Origin of the sequence: Urbifossiella limnaea, from assembly GCF_007747215.1 — a bacterium.
In the GTDB taxonomy this organism is placed as follows: Bacteria; Planctomycetota; Planctomycetia; order Gemmatales; family Gemmataceae; genus Urbifossiella; species Urbifossiella limnaea.
Genome location: NZ_CP036273.1, coordinates 2,910,511 through 2,927,174, shown reverse-complemented (window position 1 = coordinate 2,927,174; position 16,664 = coordinate 2,910,511). Strand labels below are relative to the sequence as shown.

The following is a 16,664-nucleotide window of genomic DNA, read 5'->3' as shown; positions in this document are numbered from 1 at the left end:
CGTACAAGTTCGGGAAGCGGTCTTCACGACTGGTGTTCGGCCGGGGCGCGACCCCGTGTGGCCTCTTCGGCACCGAAATATGTGTGTACGCTTCCGCCGTCGGGTACGGGTTGGCTCGATGATAGCGGCGAACGCCCCGGGCCGCCGCACGAGTCCGGCCGGCTTTGGGTTACACAAAGTGCTCTACCACTGAGCTACCCCCCGGTGAGTCGGGGGCCGTACTTGATTAGCCCGTCGGCAGTAGCACCGGTCGCGGGACCAGCCCGTTGCCGGCCGCGCGGAGCGTCTGGCTGATGTAGTCCACGACCGCATGACCCCGTCGCCGGCACGTCTCCAGTACTGACATCAGCACCCCCTGCGCCCACGCGCCAGCCGCCGTTCGGTTCCCGCCCCACACCTTCCGGTTCACCACCGCCGGCCGGATCGCCTGCTCGGCCGCCCAGTTCGTCGGCTCGACCCGCGGGTCGAACACGAACCCGAACCACTGCTCGAAGTGACGCCACAGGTGCCGCGCCAGCGTGGCGTGCGCCGGGACCGCACGCGGCCGGAGCACCAGCCGCCGCAACCGGTCGTCGAACCCCTCCCGGTGCTCCTCCAACTGGTCCGACGTCCACGCCCCGGGCGCGTACCCGTTCCGCCAGTGGATCGCCTCCGTGAGCAACGCGATCACCTGCCGCGGGAACCGCACGGCTCCCCGGGTGGCCGTCGCCAGCAGGTCGCGGGCGCGCCGCAGCACGTGGGCCACGCACTGCTGATGGATCGCGCCCTCGAACCGGTCGTACGAGGCGAAACCGTCGTGGCTCAGGATGCCCGACCAGTCCACGCCGATGACCCGCTCCAGGACGGCCGCACTGCGCTGGGAGTCGATGGCGTACGCGGTGGCCCGGTCACCGACCCAGGCGTGGAGCCAGGCGGGGTGCCCCCCGATCCGCCACCCCGTCTCGTCGGCCGCGATCTGCTCGGACGTCCGCACCTCACCGAGGATGAGGTGGTAGTCCGGTTCGAGTCGCGTCGCCGCCCGGAGGTTGATCTGGGCGCTGGCCCCGCGGGTGAGCGTGATGCCGAACAGGGCGTCGAAGACGGCGGCCACCTTGCCGTGCGACAGCCCCATCCGGGTGTGCAAGGTCGCGGCCGCGGCCTGGGCGTCGGGGCCGACCTGGCTGGCGGCCGCGCCGAGGGCGTCGGACGTCTGGAGCGGGTGCCGGCCCTGGGTCCGCTTGCCGCACGTGTCGCAGTGACCGACGTGGATGCGGAACTTCCGCACGAGCGGGCGGCGTGGGATGTCGGTCTGGAACTGGTCGGCGGTGCCGGTCTCGACGATGCGGCCCGGGCAGTGCGGGCAGGCGTCGGGGAGGTGGGCGTCGTGGCACTCGGCGATCTGGTCGGGCGGCGGCGGGGGCCGGTGGCCGTGGGTACCGTGGGCGGCGCCCGACTTGCGGCCGGGCGTCTTCGGGTCGGGCTTGGGCGGACCTTTGCGGAACGGGGCGGCCTGCCGCTTGCCCGCGCGGAGTGCGTCCTCGAGCTTCCGGGTCAGCTCGGCGACCCGGGCTTCGAGAGCGGCGACGCGTTGGAGGAGTTCCCGGCAGCCGGGACACGCGGGCTCGTCCATGACGGCAGGGTAGGAAATCGGGCCGCGATCAGCTCCCCCTGCGTGCCAGCGGGGGCGCTAAACAAGTACAGTCGGGGGGGCCGGAGTCGAACCGGCGACCACTTCCGTTTAATGGAACGTGTTTGTAGGCCACCCGCGTTGGGTGCGGCGACCCGGTGCGTTCGCAAAAAGGGACGCGACGGGCGGGGGGAGGTTCGGGGGATTCCTCGGTTTTGCCGCAAGCGGCTTCGCACCGTGGTGCGAAGCCGCTTGCGGCAAACCTAATTCCGCTCCCCGATCCGCAGCAGCACCTTGCCGCCCTTCCCCGCCGCGGCGGCGTGCGTCACCGCCTCGCGCACCTTCGCCAGAGGGTACGTCGCGGCGATCGGGCTGGTCAGCGTGCCGTCGCGGATGAGTTCGCCGACCTCGCGGAACAGCCGCAGCATCCGCAGCACCGGCTGCGACTTCGCCCAGCTGCCGAGCCAGAAGCCTTCGACGCGCACGTCGCCGCTCAGGATGCGCCGCGGGTGAACGCTCACCACTTCGTCCGAAAGCGACCCGAACAGCAGGACGCGCCCGCCCGGCGCGAGTGAGGCGATCGCCGCGGTGCCGGTCGCGCCGCCGACGGGGTCGATGGCGTAACGCACGCCCCCGGGCACCGCCGCTCGCACCTGCTCCTCGATCGGACCGTCGCCCTCTACGATCACGGCGTCGGCGCCGAGCGCCGTCAGCTCGGCGGCCTGTTCGCGGCGGCGGACGACGTTCAGCGTGCGGAAGCCGGCGCGCTTGCCGAGGCGGATCACCATCTGGCCCAGGTTGCTCCCCGCGGCCGTTTGCAACAGCCACTCGCTGGCCGGCACCTTCAGCACGTCGCGGGTCATGGCGACGGCCGTGGCCGGGTTGACGAAGAACGTCGCGGCCTGCTCGTCCGGCAGGTCGTCGGGCACCGGGATGACCTGCCGGGCGCGGGTGACGGTGTACTCGGCCCAGTTGCCGACGCGGTCGTTGATGACCGCCACCCGCTTCCCCTTCCGCAGCCAGCCGAGGACGCCGCCGCCGTTCGATTCCACGACGCCGACGCCCTCGAACCCCGGCGTCGCCGGGAGGGTCGGCTTCAGCCCGTACTTCCCCTCGACGTACATGAGGTCGGACGGGTTGACGGGGCTGGCGAGCATCCGCACCAGCACCTCGCCGCGGCGCGGCTCCGCGGCCGGCACCTCGCGCAGCTCCAACACCTCGGCGGGGGGTCCGGTTCGGTCGAACACGACGGCATTCACGCGGGCACTCCTGGGGTGCAGGGTGTTTTACGGTAGAATCACACCACCGCCTCGATTCTGTAGGGAAGCCGCGTGACCGCATTCCTCGACCAGTTCTGGCAGGACGTCGCCGGCTGGCTGTTTCTCCTCGAAGTCGTCGTCACCGTCGGCACGCTGTTGTCGGTCCTGCACCTGAAGCGCGAGCCGATGTCGGCCATCGCCTGGAGCTTGGCGGTGATCCTGCTGCCGCTCGTCGGGCCGCTGATGTTCTTCGTCTTCGGCTACCAGACGATCAGCCGGCCGATCCGGCGGAAGCAGCACCGGCGAAAGAAGTACCTATCGCTGGCAGCCGACGTGCCGGCCGAGGCGAAGACCGGCGAAGGCGCACCTGGACCGCGCGCCGTGCCGCGCCGCTGGGAAGTGCTGGCCAAGTTGGCCCACCACCCGGAGGGCTTCCCCGTTACGGCGGGGAACCGCGTCGAGCTGTACCACCTCGGCGAGACGGCCTACGCCGCCATGCTCGCGGCCATCGCCGAGGCGAAGCACCACGTCCACATCGAGTTCTTCATCTTCCGCCCCGACGAGTCCGGTCGGCGGTTCGTCGCCGCTCTCACGCTGGCCGCGCGGCGGGGCGTCGAGGTGCGATTCCTGTACGACTCCGTCGGCTCGCACTCGACCAGCCAGCGGCTGTTCAAGGCGATCGTCGCCGCGGGCGGAAAGGTGAGCGGCTTCCTGCCGCTGCTCAACCCGGTGTACCGGTTCCGCGTGAACCTGCGGAACCACCGGAAAATCCTGGTCGTGGACGGCCGCGTCGGCTTCACCGGCGGGCTGAACATCGGCGACGAGTACGTCGGCAAGGTGCCGCAGTTCGGCCACTGGCGCGACACCCATCTACGCGTCGAAGGGCCGGCCGTGGAGTCGCTGCAGCGGGTGTTCCTGGAGGACTGGCACTTCGCCACCGAGGAGGCCGCCCGCGGCCCGGCGTACTACCCGGTGCACCTCCCGCACCCGGGGACGAGCCTCGTCCAGATCGTCCATTCCGGCCCGGACGCGGAGCACAAGGCGGTCCGCGAGTCGTACTTCGCCGGCATCCTCCGCGGGCGGAAGCGGGTGTGGATTGCCAGCCCGTACTACGTCCCCGACGCGGGCGTCCGCGACGCCCTCGTGCTCGCCGGCCGGGCCGGGGTGGACGTGCGGCTGCTGTGCCTGTTTCGGCCCGACCACTGGGTCGCGTTTCTCGCGGCCCGGTACTACTGGCCCGAGTTGCTCGCCGCCGGCGTGAAGGTGTACCAGTACGCCCGCGGCATGATGCACAGCAAGTACCTGCTCGTGGACGGCGAGTGGGCGTCCGTCGGCAGCGCGAACCTGGACAACCGCAGCCTGCTGCTGAACTACGAGGCGAACGCCCTGATCTACGACGCGAAGGTGGTCGCCGAGCTGGAGGCGGAGTTCCTAAACGACCTGGAGTGGTCGGTGCGGATCGACCCCGAGGTGTTCGCGGCACGCCCCGCGGCCGCACGGCTGGCCGAGAACGCCGCCCGGCTGCTGTCGCCGATTCTGTGACAACGTATCCTGACGCGACCGACCGGAGGACCGACGTGGATCAGCTCTGGGCGCCGTGGCGGCTGTCCTACGTGGCGGCCCCCAAGGAGAAGCCGAAGGACGACGGGTGTTTCATCTGCCGCGGCGTGGCCGAGACGGCCGACCGCGACAACCTCCTGGTTCACCGCTCCGAGCTGTCGGTCGTGGTGCTCAACCGCTTCCCGTACAACAACGGCCACCTGCTAATCGCCCCGAAACGCCACCGCGGCCGCCCCGCCGACCTCGACGACGCCGAACTCCTCGACCTCCAGCGCGTACTCCGCGACATGCTCGGCATCCTCGAACGCCGGATGACGCCGGACGGCTTTAACGTCGGCCTCAACCTCGGCGCCGCCGCCGGGGCCGGGCTGCCGGGGCACCTTCACTGGCACGTCGTGCCGCGCTGGAACGGCGACACCAACTTCATGCCCGTCGTCGGCGATACGAAGGTCATCGTGCAGTCCCTCGACGCCCTGTACGACCTCCTCGCCGCCGACCTCGCCGCCCGGTAACCGCCATGCGCCCCGCCGCCCTGCTCGCGCTTCTCGTTGCCGTCACCGCCGCGCGGGCCGAACTGCCGTCGCCGCGGTTCGACCGCCTCACCCCGCTCGGCGGCTCGCCCGGCTCGACCGTCGAAGTCGAGGCGATCGGCGCCGATCTGGAGGACGCGACGAAGCTGATCTTCGACCACGCCGGTATCACCGCCGAGCACTTGAAGGACCGAAAATTCAAGGTCACGGTCGCGGCGAACGTCCCGGCCGCGACCTACGACGCCCGGCTCGTCGGCCGCTACGGCGTCAGCAACCCGCGTCTGTTCGCCGTGTCCGACGGGCTGACGGAGCTGGCCGAGAAGGAGCCGAACGACGAACCCGCGCAGGCGCAGGCGGTGCCGGTGAACGCGGCCGTGAACGGCACGTCCGACCAGGGGCGCGAGGACGTGTTCCGCGTGGCCGTGCGGAAGGGCCAACGCGTCGTCGTCGAGTGCTTCGCCCAGCGCCTCGACTCGCAGCTCGACGCCACGCTCACCGTGTCCGCCGTGGACGGCCGGCCGGTCGCGTCCAACGGCGACTATTTTGGCCGCGACCCGCTCGTCGAGTTCGTCGCGCCGGCGGATGGCGACTACCTCGTGAGCCTGAACGACCTGTCGTTCCGCGGCGGGCACCCGTACCGGCTCGTCGTGTCCGACCGGCCCCACGTCGAGAACCTGTTCCCGCGGGCGGTGAAGGTCGGGCAGCCGTCGCTCGTGTCGGTGTTCGGCCGCAACCTCCGCGGCAAGGCGTCCGGGCTCGTCCTTAACGACCTACCGCTCGACGTGATCCCGGAGACGGCCGATCCGCTCCGCGACATTTTTAACCGCGGCCTGTTCCGCTTCACCGAGCACCCGACGGCCCACAGCGTGCTGCCGACCGCGGCGACGTGTACGCTCACAGGCCTCCAGCACCGCGGCGTGCCGCTACTTGTGACTGACACCGCGGTGTCAGTGGAACAGGAGCCGAACGACGACCCGAAGGCGCCTCAGAAGCTGGCGCTGCCGGCGGTCGTGAGCGGCCGGTTCGACAAGGTGCGCGACGCCGACTGGTTTGCGATCGAGCCGACGGAGAGCGGCCCGTACAGCTTCGAGGTGTACTGCGAGCGGATCGCCGGCCGGGCCGACCCGTACCTGGTCGTGCTCGACGAGAAAGACAACCGCGTCAGCGAGCTGGACGACTTCGGCATCCGCGCCAACGCCTTCGACGGCCACCTCCGCGACCCGTCGGGCGTCGTGAACCTGACCGCGAAGCAGAAGTACCGCGTGCTGGTGCAGGACCGCTACCGCCGCGGCGGCCCGCGCTACCAGTACGTGCTGACGGTCCGCAAGCCGGTGCCCGACTTCTACCCGGCGGTGATCCACCACCAGAACCCCGGCCCCGGCGGCACGACTGTCCGCAAGGGGGGTACCGCCTACCTCGACCTGATCGTCCACAACAAGGACGGTTTTGCCGGGCCGTTCACGGTCACGGCCGAGGGGCTGCCGAAGGGGCTGCACGCGGCGCCGACGGCGGTGACGGGCGGCGACCGCGCCGTGGTGGTGCTGTGGGCCGACCCCGACGCCCCCGACTTCGTGGGGCCGATCCGCCTGACCGCGACCGCGAAGCGCGGCGACGAGCCGCTCGTGCGCGAGGTGCGCCCCTACACCCGCGTGTGGAACAGCACCGACCTGAACAGCAGCCGGCCGACGCGCGAGCTGGTCGTGGCCGTGGCCGACGCCGCCCCGTTCGCGGTGGTGCCGGCGACCGAGCGCCTCACGATCGAGGCCGGTAGGAAGGCCGACCTGAAGCTGACGTGCCAGCGCCACCAGGCTGACTTCAAGGCCGCGGTGAACCTGACCGGCCTATCGGTGCCGAACGCGGTGCGGGTGACGACCGCGTCGATCCCCGAGGGGAAGGCGGACGCGACGGTGACGGTGGAGGTGCCGGCGAACACGCGGCCGGGCGAGTACACGTTCGCGCTGCAGTGCCAGGCCCAGGTGCCGTTCAGTAAGGACGCGAAGGCCGCGACGCGCCCGAACACCCTGGTGACGACGCCGAGCCGGCCGGTGACCGTCGTGGTGACGGCGGCACCGGGGAAGAAGTGACCCACCTGCCCGCACGACGGTAGCGGATGACGGGCTCGACCGAAGTACTCGCTCCTTCGGGCGAGCCCGCCCGCTCACTTCTTCCGACCCTGCGCCCGGCACTCCGCCGCGCACCGCCGGCACTGCTCCGCGCACGCCAGACACGTCCGGTCGTCCCGATGCTTGGCGCACTCGCTGGCGCACCGCTCACACGCTTCCGCGCAGGCGGCGCTGATGGTGGCTTCCAGCGGCCCGCCGCGGGCCGCGATCCGGGCGCACGCGCCGCAGACGTCCGCGCAGTCCTGACACAGCTTGATGCAGTCCTTCCGGTCCGCCTTGCCGCCCGCCAGCTCGTTGAGGCAGTCGGCGGCGCACCCGAGACACGACTTCTCACACGCCTGACACTCGATGCAGCAGCGGTCCGCCTTCTTGCCTTCCTGGGCGCTCGCCACGGGAGAGCCCGCGTTGGCGACCAGCACCGCCGCAACCAGGCCCACGAACAACGCACGGATCATCTTGTTCCCCTTGCAGGACGGTTAGGATTCGGGGGCCGAGCGGGGTTCCGCCCCCGCCTGTCGGTTTCCTCGACGAGACACAACCCACGCTCCAGGAGGATCAGCACGCAGTTGTCGACGATCCGGTAGTAGGCGTTGTTACCCTGCCGGCGGGACGCCACTATTCCCTTGTCCTGCAACCGTGCGAGTTGGTTCGAAACCGCTTGCGACTTCATGTCCAACGCCGCCGCCAGGTCGGTGACGCACACCTCATCCCGGCGGGCGATTTCGTGTAGGAGCCGCAACCGAGAATCGTTCGCCAGCACCTCGAACAGTGTCTCGACCTGACTCGCCTGGTCGTAGGACATGAGCGGCCGCACCCGGAGAGACGCCTTCTCCGGGCACGGTTCGGGGGACGCGTTCGCCGGACGTGGAGCCACACCTAAACCCTCCTGACACTGTGACACTACTCTGTGTCATAGTTACTGTCAAGCCCCAACCCGGTGATCCGGACCGGGTGTCGGAGTCACTATAACTTGAAGCACTTTCTCCCTCCCGAGGTCTCGGCCATGCGAACGGTACTGGCGCTCTTTCTCTCGTCGGTAACCACCACGCTGCTCGCGGCCGAGCCGGCGTCGCTGTTCGACGGCAAGACGTTCGCCGGGTGGGAGGGCGACACGGCGAAGACGTGGAAGGTCGCGGACGGCGTCATCACCGCCGGGTCGCTCGACGCTACCGTGCCGCGAAACGAGTTCCTCTGCACCACCAAGACCTACGGCGACTTCGAGTTGAAGGTCCGCTTCAAGCTGGAGGGCGACAAGGAGCGCGTCAACGCCGGCGTGCAGTTCCGCACGAAGCGCATCCCGAACCACCACGAGGTGAGCGGCTACCAGGCCGACGCCGGGCAGCAGTACTGGGGGGCGCTGTACGACGAGTCGCGGCGGAACAAGATTCTGGCGAAGCCGGACGAGAAGCTGCTCGCCGGCCTCGTCAAGCACGGCGACTGGAACGAGTACACGATCCGCTGCGAGGGGCCGCGCGTCCAGCTGTGGCTGAACGGCACGAAGACCGTGGACTACACCGAGGCGGACGAGAAGGTCGAGCGGACGGGTGTGATCGGCCTGCAAATCCACGGCGGGGCCAAGGCGCGGGTGTCGTACAAGGACGTCCGCATCGAGGAGCTGAAGGCGAAGTGAGCGCCGGCGAGCGGCCCGCGTGAGCGGGCTGTTGGCTCGCGCCACTGATACGCCGACCAACAGCCCGCTCACGCGGGCCGCTCGCCGGCAACTTTTCCCGCCTTCACCGCCCCGCCCTGCATCACGGCGACGAACCGGCTTCGGTCCTCCAGCAGCGAGATGTCCGCCAGCACGTCGCCGTCCACGACCAGCAGGTCGGCCAGCATCCCCGCCTCGACGGTGCCGAGCTCGGCGGCGCGGCCCAGGATTTCCGCCCCGGTGCGCGTCGCGCACGTCAGCACCTCCAGCGGCGACAGGCCCACGTAATTCACGAAGAACGTCAGCTCGCGGGCGTAGTCGCCGTGCGGGTTCCACGCGAAACCGTAGTCGCCGCCCATGCCGAGCCGGCCACCGGCCTTCAGGATCATGCGGGCGCTCTCGGCCCCGGCCTCCAGTGTCTCCTTGTGGCCGTCGATCACCCGCGGCGGCAGCCCGAACTCGGGGCCGCGCTCCACGCTCGCCCACTCGAAGTACAGCGCCGGCACACACGGCACGTCCCGCGCCAGCAGCAGGTCGAGCGCCTCCGCGTCCATGAACGTGCCGTGCTCGATCGCGTCGTAGCCGGCGCGCAGGGCGTTCTTGATCCCTGCGTTCGCCCGGCAGTGACCGGTCACCTTCAGGCTGTGGTTGTGGGCCGTCGCCACCACCGCGTGCATCTCCTCGAACGTCATGCAGAGGGTGTGGTGGTCGTTCGTGTCCGGGGCCGCGGCGTCGCCGGTGGGGTACGTCTTCACCCACTCCACGCCGTCCTTCACCAGCTTCCGCACCGCCGCCCGCGCCTCGTCGGGGCCGTTCACCAGCAGCACCAGCCCCTCCATGCCGATCTTTCGGTAGTCGGGGTTCCAGTCCATCAGCCCGCCGACGCCGCAAATCTCCCGCCCGCTCGCCGCCAGCCGCGGGCCGGGGCACAGGTCGTTCTCGATCGCCTTCTTCAGCCACACGTCGATGTTGAACAGGCTGCCGCCGCTGCGGGCCGCGGTGTAGCCGCACTCGAGCGCCAGCTTCGCGTTCGCGGCGGCCAGCAGCGTCACGTACTCGACCGGGTACTTGATGTCGAGGTCTTCGAGCGCCGCGACGTTGAAGTACGTCGGGTGGAAGTGCGCCTCCACGAGCCCCGGCATGATCGTCCCGCCGGCCGCGTCGATGCGCCGGGCCGTCGGCTCGACCGGCGGCGCCCCGCGGGCCGGGCCGGCGTAGGCAACGCGGCCGTCGGTCACGATCACGGTCGCGTTTGGGACGGGCGGGCCGCCGTTTCCGTCGAGCAGCGTGCCGTTGGTGACGACTGTGGTGCCGGGGGCGAGCTTCATGGGAGAGAGTCCGCCGGGTCAGAGCGAGTCGAGGAAGGCGTGGAGCAGCTTCAACGTCGCCGCGGGGTCTTGCGTGTGCGGCAGGTGGCCGACGCCCTGGAGATCAACGCGCGTGCAGTCGGTCAGCGCCGCGGCGAGCGGGTCGGCGTCGGCCGGCGGCAGCATCCCGCCGGCCTTCGGATCGCCGACGAGGAGCAGCACCGGGCAGCGGACACGGCCGAGTTGCGGCGCCAGATCGAAGCCTTCGAGCCAGCCGCCTTCGACTGCTGGGTTGAGGGTCGCCGGGTCGATGTCGGCGACGCACCGGGCGACGAACCGGACGGTCGCCGCGTCGCGGGTGCTACCGTAGGTGGTGGTCTGCCCCGGCCGCGTGGCGTCCGGCACGCGGAGGGCGCCGAGGCGCCGGGCGAGTTCGGCGACCGACGAGCCGCGGCCGGCGAGCGCGCGTATCCCGGCCCAGACGGCCGCGTACGGGGTTTCCGCGATGTGCGAGACGAACGTCGTTCCCGGCGGGTCGAGCAGCACGACGGCCCGCACCTTGTCCGGGCGCGCGGCCGCGACCCCCAGCGCGACCAGCGCCCCGAGCGAGTGACCGACGATCACCGCCGGCTCGCTCTCGTCCTGGACGAGTGCCGCGATGTCGCCGAGGTAATCGGTGACGAGGTACGACGCGGCCCGGTCAGACCGGCCGTGGCCGCGGTGGTCGGGCGCGCGGACGGTCCAGCGGGCGGCGAGGTCGGGGAGGATCGGGCCGAAGTCCTGCCAGCGGCGGATGAGGCCGTGGACGAGCCACAGCGGCGGGCCGTTCCGCGGCCCGGTCGCCACGTTCAGCCGCAGGTCGCCGACGGGCACGAGCGATTCGGTGAACACGCGGCGACCCTCAAGCCAGTTCCCACCCGCGGCGGTACTCGCGGCGGATCAGCGCGTCCGCCTCGGGGGCGTTCGTCGCCCTCATCGCCGCGGCGTCCCAGTCGAGCTTCTTGCCGACGCGGTAGGCCACGTTGCCGAGGTGGTTCGCCTCCGTCAGCCAGCCGGCGTACTCGAAGTTGCACGTGGTCGGGGCGCCGGTCTTGGCCGCGTGAATCCACTCGGTGTAGTGCCCGAGCGACTTCGGGATCGACGGCAGCGGGCGGGCGAAGTCGGCGAACTGGTTCTCGGGCAGCAGCAGGTGCCGCGAGTAGTCGGCGAGTAGCATCCCGCGCGAGCCGACGAACAGGACGCCGCTGCCCCACTGCGGGATCGTCCGGGCCGTCCACGCCGGCGGCTTGTTCGCCCCCTGGTACCACGTCATCGTCACCGCGGGCATCGAGCCGCGGGCGGGGAAGCGGTACGTCGCCTGCATCGACGCCGGGGCGATCTCCGGGTGCGGCGGCAGCGGGCCGCTCGCCTCGATGCTGGTCGGCGCCTTCAGGTCGAGCGCCCAGAACGGCAGGTCGTTCCAGTGGCTGCCGAGGTCGGACATGGTGCCGTTGCCGAACGCCCACCAGCGGTACCACTTCGGCCCCGGCACGTACACCGGGTTGAACGGCCGCGCGGGGGCGCCGCCGAGCCACAAGTCCCAGTCCAGGTCGGCCGGCGGCCGCACGTCCTCCGTCGGCCGGTCGGTGGCGTGAACGATGTCGCCGTTCTTCTTCGCGTCCTCGGCCGACTGCAAGCCCCACGCGCGGCCGACCCAGACGTGCGCCTCGGTCACGCCGCCGATGGCCCCGGCCTTCACCAACTCGACCACGCGGCGGTAGTTGTCGGTGGCGTGAATCTGCGTCCCCATCTGCGTCGCCAGCTTCGTCTTGGCCGCCTCGGTGCGGATGAGGCGGGCTTCCCAGACGTTGTGCGTCAGCGGCTTCTCGCAGTAGACGTGCTTGCCGGCCCGCAGCGCCCGCAGCGTGGCGTGGGCGTGCGTGTGCTCGCAGGTGCTCACCACGACGGCGTCGAAGGCGCGCTCGCGCTCGTCGAACAGGCGGCGGAAGTCGGCGTAGTGGGCGGCGCGGGGGAAGCGGCTCGCGGCGGCCCCGATCGCAGCGCGGTTCACGTCGCACAGGGCGACGACGTTCTCGGCGGCGACTCCCGCCAGGTTCGCGGCGCCGCGGCCGCCGCAGCCGATGACGGCGACGTTGAGCCGCTCGTTCGGCTGGCGGGCGGAGAGTACCATCGGCGCGGCGAGGGTACCGGCGGCGGATGCCAGAAAGGTGCGGCGGCGCATGACGGGCTCCGGGGGAGGGTGAAGACGGAACCGGCGGAAGTGTCGCGGCGTCAGCTGTCGGCGGGCGGCTCGGCGTCTTTCACCTTGCTCATCGTCACCACGTTGCCGCGGCCGTGGTAGCGGACCTCGTCCATGAAGCCGTTGATCAGCAGCAGCCCGCGGCCGCACGGCCGCTCGATGTTGACCACGTCCGTCGGGTCGGGCACGTCGGCCGGGTTGAAGCCGGGGCCGTCGTCCTCGATGCGGATCTCGAACCGCTTCGGGGTAATGGTGTAGCCGATGCGGACGCGCTTGTCGGGGTCGTACTGGTTGCCGTGCTTGACCGCGTTGACGGCGGCCTCCTCGACGGCGAGCTTGATGGCGAACTGCTCCGACTCGCCCCACCCGGCGGTGGCGAGGGCGGACTCCAGGCGGTCCTGGAGGAGACGAACCTCCCCCAGGTCGCTGAAGAACTCGTACTCGGTGTCGTACCCGCCGGGAGGCGCCGCACCGGTCATCGGAGCACCCGGGGGGTCAGAACGCCTGGAGCCCGGCCTGCTCGTCCGCCACGATCACCAGGATCTTGTCGAGCTTGGTGATGCGGAACACGTCCAGGATGTCCTTGGCGATCTTGCACAGCACCAGCTTGCCGCCGGCGCCCTGCAACTTGCGGTGGAGGGTGATGAGCTTGCCGAGCGCGGCGCTGGACATGAACTCGACGTTTTGGAAGTTGAGCAGCACCTTCTTCCGGCCGAGTTCGTCCACGAGCCGGAACAGGTCGTCGCCGATCATCTGGATGTTCTGCTCGTCGAGGATCTTCTTGTCGACGAAGTTGACGACCGCGATGTCCCCCATGTCCTCGACTTCGAGCCGCCGCCGACGGCCACCTGAGCCTGTCATCTCAGACCTCCGGGGGGACGTGCTCGGCCGGTCGCGACGAACCACGACCGCCACCGCGCGAGTCCGCACAAGGGATTCCAAGGCATCATTCTAGGACCGCCCCAACCTGTCAAGGGGCGCCGCGGCCGAATTAGCCCGGAACGCCGTCGAGCTTCGCGGCGAGGGCCAACTCGCCCTCCAGCGCCTCGACGGCCGGCCGGGCCGTGTTCGCCGGGTTGAGGCAGAACAGCGTCGTCCACTGCTCGCCCTCGTAGCCCCACTGCCGGACGTACCACCCGGCGTCGCCCTTCTCCAGCGGGAACAGCGCGCACTGGCTCGGCTTGTACATCAGCGGGTCGCCGTCCGCGGCGCCGATGCCGTGAAGGGTGCAGCCGCCGTTGAACAACACACACCACCCGGCCGCCACGCGGACCATCGGCTGTCCGAGCTTCTTGCGGTTGCTCAGGAACCCGTCGGCCTCGACCACCGCCCGCGCCTCGGGGCGGAGCAGCGGCAGCACCCGCGGCAAGAGGGCCGTGATGCGCGCGGCCTCGTCGGCGTCCACGCTCGGCCGGCCGTTACGGCAGCAGACGCCCTCGCAGCCGCGGCCGAAGCTGCAGTCGAAGGTGGCGGTGTCGGCGTTGACGACTTCGAGCGCGATCACGTCTCCACTCCGGTAACCACGCCGACGGGGACGTCGACTTCGCCCGCGGCCGGGCGGGTGCCGCCGCGGGCCAGGGCGGCGAGCGCCATATTCGTGACGACCCACTCGTGCGTGCGGTTCGTGGCCATCAGGCCGTTCACCAGCGCCAGGCTGTTCAGGTACGGGTTCGGGTTCATCTCCAGAACGGCGAACTTCCCCTCGGCCGTCAGCCGCACGTCGAGCCGGGCGTAGTCGCGGCACTCGAAGAGGCGGAACGCGCGCACCGCGATTCGTTCCACCTCCTTGAACAGCGGCTCGTCGATGTACACGGGCGCCTTCAGCGGCGCGTTCTTGTACTCGTCGCTCTCCATGTCCCACTTGGCGGTGAACGTGTACACCGGCCACTTGCCCGGGCGGCGGTCGTGGAATTCGATCTCGGCCAGCGGCAGCACCTCGGGCACCCGGGCGCCGGCGACCTCAATGACGTTCACGTGCAACTCGCGGCCGAACACGAACGCCTCGACGAGGCAGTCCCCGCCGTAGGTCTTGCGGACGTACTCGACCCGTGCCGCCAGTTCGGCCTGGGTGTTGACGACGCTCCCCTGGTCGATGCCGACGCTGGCGTCCTGGGCCGCAGGCTTAACGATGGCCGGCCAGCCCCGACGCCACCGGGGGATGGGACCGCCTTCCGGGACGACAAGGTACGGGGCGGTCGGCAGCCCGGCGGCGGCGAGGAGGTGCTTGCTCCGCACCTTGTCGCGGCCGACGGACAGGCACGGCGACGGGCAGCCGGTGAACGGCAGGTTCAACCATTCCAGCAGCGCCGCGACCGACACTTCCGTCCCCGGCTGGGTGGGGATGCCCTCAAACAGGTTGAACACGGCGTCCGGACGGTGGTCGCGGACTTCGTCGAGGAGCGGCCGGGGGTCGTGGTTGATGCCGAGCTTGCGGGCGTCGAACCCGGCCGCCTGGATGATCTTGAACGTGTCGGCGACGGTGTCGAGGATGTCGTGCTCGGCCCCGGCGTCCGGGTGGGACGCGGGCAGGACCGGCTCGTTGTACAGCACCAGCACGCGGGGGGGCATCGGACGACGGCGGCTCCGGCGGGCCTGCTTCAACATCCACACTTTATTGCGGCCGCAGGGGGTGTGCGGAATGCGGCGTCGGCGAATCCGCGCGGCGGACGGCGCGACGCGGCCGCACAGCCGTTACGAGCGGACCGCGGCTCAGCGCAACGGCGGGTTCTCGGGCAGTCGGACGCCGCGGTAGATCGCCGCGAGGGGTATCTCGACGGAGATGCACTCCAGGTCGAGCGCACCAGCCGGGTCATCGTACTCGATCAGCAACCACCGCCCGCTCGTCTGCCGGACGTACCGCTCTGCGTGCGTCTGCTCTTGGGAGATCATGACGTACTCGCGGAGCGACGGAATGCGCCGGTAGTGCATCATCTTCGTCGTCCGGTCGTACTTCTCCGTCGATTCGGACAGGACCTCGACGATGACCGTGGGATTCAGCAGGGTATCACGCTTCTCGTCGTCGAGGAACTCTGGCGTGCCGCAGTAGACGACAACATCCGGGTACGTGTGGAGGCCGGTGGCGCGCACCTTCACGCGCATGTCACTTGACAGCGCCTCGCACGGACCGCTTTCCAGGGCGTTGCCGAGGGCCCGGGCCACGTTCTCCTTGATCTTATTGTGGTCAAAGGTGGCGCCGGCCATGCCAACGACGCCCGCCGGGCCTTGCATCGGGTACATGACGCCGTCGTAGAACTCGCTCTTGAACTCGGCGGCGCGCTCGATTTCGAGGTACTCGGCCTCAGTCAGCTTTCGCTTCGGGATCGCGCTCATCTCGTGGACTCCGCGGTAACCACCAATGTTACCACGCCTCAGGCGAGCCCGCAGCGCGTCGCTGCGGCGCCGAAGATCAGGCGGATCAGGTCGGCGTAGGTGTGGCCCATGCGGTAGGCGAGGTAGCACAAGTCACCGCTGTCGGGGTTCAGCCCCGGCAGCGGGTTGATCTCCAGGAAGTACGGCACCCCGTCGCGGACGCGGAAGTCGGCCCGCGCCACGTCCCGGCAGCCGAGCGCGGCGAACGCCGCCAGCGCGTCGGCCTCCACCGCCGCGTACACGTCGCGCGGCAACTTCGCCGGCGCCTCGTAGCTCACCACGCCGTCCCAGGCGCGCTTCACTTCCAGGCTGTACACGAACTCGGCCGACGACTCCTTCGGGACCACACGCATCACGCCCAGCGGTTGTGGCGGGTCGTTCCCCACGATGCCGACCGTCACCTCGTCGCCGACGATGAACTCCTCGACCAGCGCCGGTTGGCGGTACTCCTGCCACAGCGCCACGACCGTGGGGCCGAACTCCTCGGGCGTCCGCACCAGCGCCGTGCGGCGGATGCCCTTGCTGCTGCCCTCCAGGGCGGGCTTCACGATCACCGGGCACGTCAGGCCGGCGGCTTCGAGTAGCGCGGGGAACTCGGCGTACTCGCCGTCGTACTCGCCCGGCGGCGGCGCGAGTGTGAATCCCTTCGGCACTGTCAGACCGGCGGCTTCCACGAGGCGGCGGGTCATGTCCTTGTCGAGCGCGACGGCGAGCGCGAGCGGGTCGGAGCCGGTGACGGGGACGCCGAGCATCTCGCACACCGCCGGCACACGGGCCTCGCGGGACCGCGACACGCCCTGCCCCTCGGCGAAGTTGAACACCAGGTCCGGCGGGTCGGCCATCACGGCTTCGAGGAACGGCCGGCCGTCGCCGAGCGAGCGGACGTCGTGACCCAGTGACCGCAGCACGGCGGCGACGGCCTCTACGGTGGCCGGCGAGTCGAACTCCTCGGCCCAGTCGTCACTGGCGCCGGGCGGTGGCGGGCCGTCCGGCTTCAGCGTGCAGGCGATGCCGATCCGCATG

General features: G+C 70.4%; 17 protein-coding genes. 4 read left to right on the top strand and 13 right to left on the bottom strand.

The features are described 5' to 3' along the window. Positions 1–226: 226 nt before the first annotated feature. Both tnpC and ETAA1_RS11845 read right to left on the bottom strand, forming a co-directional pair. A complete protein-coding gene (tnpC, locus tag ETAA1_RS11850) occupies positions 227–1,609 on the bottom strand; it encodes an IS66 family transposase (RefSeq protein WP_145238044.1) in 1,383 nt (460 codons plus the stop codon). Between the two features lie 260 nt (positions 1,610–1,869). Beyond that, positions 1,870–2,865, bottom strand: coding sequence for a zinc-dependent alcohol dehydrogenase family protein (locus ETAA1_RS11845; protein WP_145238041.1), 996 nt, complete (start codon positions 2,863–2,865; stop codon positions 1,870–1,872). A gap of 72 nt (positions 2,866–2,937) precedes the next feature. Here ETAA1_RS11845 and cls point away from each other — a divergent pair, with 72 nt between their 5' ends. Genes cls through ETAA1_RS11830 form a run of 3 tightly spaced genes read left to right on the top strand, consistent with a single transcriptional unit; the run spans position 2,938 to position 7,039 of the window. Further along, a complete protein-coding gene (gene cls, locus ETAA1_RS11840; protein WP_145238037.1) occupies positions 2,938–4,407 on the top strand; it encodes a cardiolipin synthase in 1,470 nt (489 codons plus the stop codon). A 35-nt stretch (positions 4,408–4,442) separates the two neighbouring features. Then, positions 4,443–4,937: an HIT domain-containing protein gene (locus ETAA1_RS11835; RefSeq protein WP_145238034.1), complete on the top strand. Its 495-nt coding sequence runs from the start codon at positions 4,443–4,445 to the stop codon at positions 4,935–4,937. A 5-nt stretch (positions 4,938–4,942) separates the two neighbouring features. Further along, positions 4,943–7,039: a COG1470 family protein gene (locus tag ETAA1_RS11830; RefSeq protein WP_145238031.1), complete on the top strand. Its 2,097-nt coding sequence runs from the start codon at positions 4,943–4,945 to the stop codon at positions 7,037–7,039. Between the two features lie 74 nt (positions 7,040–7,113). On the opposite strand, the gene ETAA1_RS11825 is transcribed toward ETAA1_RS11830, so the two are convergent. Beyond that, entirely contained in the window at positions 7,114–7,533 is a 420-nt protein-coding gene (locus ETAA1_RS11825) for a four-helix bundle copper-binding protein (protein WP_202920838.1), read from the bottom strand. Next, positions 7,530–7,880, bottom strand: a complete 351-nt coding sequence (locus ETAA1_RS11820; protein WP_145238028.1) for an ArsR/SmtB family transcription factor — start codon at positions 7,878–7,880, stop codon at positions 7,530–7,532. Before ETAA1_RS11820 ends, ETAA1_RS11825 begins: the two co-directional genes overlap by 4 nt. Before the next feature lie 201 nt (positions 7,881–8,081). Between ETAA1_RS11820 and ETAA1_RS11815 the strand changes: the two genes are divergently transcribed. Continuing rightward, positions 8,082–8,708, top strand: coding sequence for a 3-keto-disaccharide hydrolase (locus ETAA1_RS11815; protein ID WP_145238025.1), 627 nt, complete (start codon positions 8,082–8,084; stop codon positions 8,706–8,708). Between the two features lie 68 nt (positions 8,709–8,776). Here ETAA1_RS11815 and ETAA1_RS11810 read toward each other — a convergent pair whose 3' ends face one another. The 9 genes from ETAA1_RS11810 to ETAA1_RS11770 form a co-directional block, all read right to left on the bottom strand. Beyond that, positions 8,777–10,054 carry a metal-dependent hydrolase family protein gene (locus ETAA1_RS11810; protein ID WP_145238022.1) on the bottom strand — a complete coding sequence of 426 codons (1,278 nt, stop codon included), beginning with the start codon at positions 10,052–10,054 and terminating at the stop codon, positions 8,777–8,779. 18 nt (positions 10,055–10,072) lie between these two features. After that, a complete protein-coding gene (locus tag ETAA1_RS11805; RefSeq protein ID WP_145238019.1) occupies positions 10,073–10,924 on the bottom strand; it encodes an alpha/beta fold hydrolase in 852 nt (283 codons plus the stop codon). A 10-nt stretch (positions 10,925–10,934) separates the two neighbouring features. Further along, on the bottom strand, positions 10,935–12,254 hold the full coding sequence (locus tag ETAA1_RS11800) for a Gfo/Idh/MocA family protein (RefSeq protein ID WP_145238016.1): 1,320 nt from the start codon (positions 12,252–12,254) through the stop codon (positions 10,935–10,937). Positions 12,255–12,304: 50 nt separating this feature from the next. Then, a complete protein-coding gene (locus tag ETAA1_RS11795) occupies positions 12,305–12,751 on the bottom strand; it encodes an ATP-binding protein (protein WP_145238013.1) in 447 nt (148 codons plus the stop codon). Positions 12,752–12,767: 16 nt separating this feature from the next. Continuing rightward, on the bottom strand, positions 12,768–13,133 hold the full coding sequence (locus tag ETAA1_RS11790; protein WP_145238010.1) for an STAS domain-containing protein: 366 nt from the start codon (positions 13,131–13,133) through the stop codon (positions 12,768–12,770). Between the two features lie 130 nt (positions 13,134–13,263). Further along, complete coding sequence (locus ETAA1_RS11785; RefSeq protein ID WP_202920837.1) at positions 13,264–13,776, bottom strand: YkgJ family cysteine cluster protein; 513 nt, start codon at positions 13,774–13,776, stop codon at positions 13,264–13,266. After that, the gene (locus tag ETAA1_RS11780; RefSeq protein WP_145238005.1) at positions 13,773–14,840 is read right to left on the bottom strand and encodes a D-alanine--D-alanine ligase family protein; all 1,068 of its coding nucleotides are present in this window, start codon (positions 14,838–14,840) and stop codon (positions 13,773–13,775) included. Before ETAA1_RS11780 ends, ETAA1_RS11785 begins: the two co-directional genes overlap by 4 nt. Positions 14,841–14,981: 141 nt before the next feature. Beyond that, entirely contained in the window at positions 14,982–15,602 is a 621-nt protein-coding gene (locus ETAA1_RS11775; RefSeq protein ID WP_145238002.1) for a Uma2 family endonuclease, read from the bottom strand. A gap of 38 nt (positions 15,603–15,640) precedes the next feature. Further along, positions 15,641–16,663: a D-alanine--D-alanine ligase family protein gene (locus ETAA1_RS11770; protein WP_145237999.1), complete on the bottom strand. Its 1,023-nt coding sequence runs from the start codon at positions 16,661–16,663 to the stop codon at positions 15,641–15,643. Position 16,664: the final 1 nt, after the last annotated feature.